Origin of the sequence: Nocardia wallacei (genome assembly GCF_029868745.1) — a bacterium.
Lineage (GTDB): Bacteria > Actinomycetota > Actinomycetes > Mycobacteriales > Mycobacteriaceae > Nocardia > Nocardia wallacei_B.
The window spans coordinates 1-1,905 of the sequence record NZ_JARWOP010000183.1; the positions used below are offsets into that span (position 1 = coordinate 1).

The following is a 1,905-nucleotide window of genomic DNA, read 5'->3' on the forward strand; positions in this document are numbered from 1 at the left end:
CCGCCCCGCCCCCCCCGGCGCCCCGCCGGCCCCCCGCGGCGCTCCCGCGCCCGCCGCCGCCCCCGCCCCCCCCCCCCCCCCCCCCCCCCCCCCCCCCCCCGCGACGCGGTGGTATTCGTTCTGGGGTGCGAATTGACGCTGTTCATGAAGGGGCTTCTCGATGACCGCAACTCGATCGAGAGATTCAGCAAGCCGACCGCCTTGGTGAGCACGATATTCAAACTGAAAGTGCTTAAATCGCACAACAAGCCGCTCAACGCGTTCCTTGCCGACGCCGTCCCCGCTGTTCGCGAACAGTTCCACGGTCCTGTCACCTACGCGGCACTGCCCATCGAGGCCGTCGACTGGGACCTGTTCGACATCATCGGCATCGACCACTATCGCGCCAAACGCAATCGCGCCACCTACACCGAACCGCTGCAACAGTTTTCCGGCCGAGGAAAACCGGTTGTCGTCACCGAAGTCGGCGTCTGCGCCCACCGGGGCGCCCAGGATCGAGGGCCCAAGGGATTCCTGATCGCAGACTTCGCCTCCGACCCGCCCCGGCTGAACGGCGATCATGTCAGGGACGAGGCAATGCAGGCGAGCGAACTGTCCGACATCCTGCACCAACTCGACGCCGCCGACATCGCCGGCGTCTTCGTCTTCACCTTCGTCACCCCCGCCCTGCCCACCCGCTCAGAGCCACGCCTGGACCTCGACCTGGCCGGATACGGGCTGGTCAAGAGCTATGACAACCGCAACGGGACGACCTACCCCGACTTGCCATGGGAGCCCAAGCAGGCGTTCCACACCATCGCCGACATCTACGCCCGTCACAGCGACGACGAGTAGTCGGCCCACCAGCGTCATTGTGCTCGGTCATCGTCGGCCCATGGCCAACAGCACAAGACTGAAGTAGCGGGCTGCGCTGCAGCGGTTCCGCTCATCGGCATCAGTGCGTTCGGCAGATGCGCCGAACGGTCAGGACATGCCAAACCGGTTGGCGCCAGGCTTCTCCGATACCAACGGATCTCGACGCGCTGACCGGCCTGGGCGGGGTCAGATAATCATGGACATGGTGGCCAGGAACCGGCGCCGCTCGGCGGGCAGCGCCGACAGATCCAAGAGATCAGCGCCCAACCCGCGCAGGAACGCCAGCTTGTCGACCTCGGCGCGCACCGCGACCGCCGAAGCCTCCACCGGCCCGGTCGACAGCCACCGCAACCGCGAGGTTCCCAGCGAGGCGTCGGTGACCAGCAACGCGTCCAGTTCCGCGCACCGCGCCACAGTGAATTCGTGAGCGATCCGGTCGTAGGTTTCGGTCTGGGCCTGGTGGCGGGCGTGCGCGACCCGTTCGACCATGATGACCGGGCCGAGCCGAATCACTTTCGCCGAGATCAGATACTCACAGCCCAGCCGGAACAGTTGAATTCGAGCTGACCGGCCGCACGCCAGCCCAGGTACTGCGCGGCCAGGCGTACATGCTCGGTGCGGGTCTTGACACGACGGCCGTAGACACCGATCTCCACCGGGGCCACTCGCAGCTGCTCGGCTACCCGCGTCACCGCTACCGGCGGGGCCGTGACCAGCCGGTCCGGCACAAACCCCAGCCATGGCAGCGTGCACAACGCGATCGCCAAGCCCAGCCGATCGGCCGGACCCGGCCGCGGCCCGGATCCATCGACAGCGAACCCCTGCGCCACGGCGTCAGCTGGACTGGCGTCGGTGTCCTCGCTATCGCCTCGATCATCCTGGTCACCGCCGGCACCTACCGGTTCAACCACCGCGACCTGGCCTGACTCCGCGCCATCCCGGCCCCGCCCCCCCCCCCCCCGGGGCGGGGGGCGGGGGGGGGGAGCGGGGGTCGGGGCAGCCGCCCGGTGGCACCCACCCCCCCCCCCCGCGGCGGCCCAAATCTGGACA

1 protein-coding gene and 1 pseudogene are annotated in these 1,905 nt (G+C 68.7%); one reads left to right on the forward strand and one right to left on the reverse strand.

What is annotated here, in order from left to right:
* Window positions 1-834 (forward strand): glycoside hydrolase family 113 protein (locus tag QH470_RS15270; RefSeq protein ID WP_280273016.1); only part of this gene is annotated, 834 nt, incomplete at its 5' end.
* Window positions 835-1,056: 222 nt separating this feature from the next.
* Here the strand turns inward: QH470_RS15270 and QH470_RS38120 are convergent.
* Window positions 1,057-1,663 (reverse strand): annotated as a pseudogene (locus QH470_RS38120) (DUF4158 domain-containing protein); the annotation flags it as partial.
* Between the last annotated feature and the right edge of the window lie 242 nt (window positions 1,664-1,905).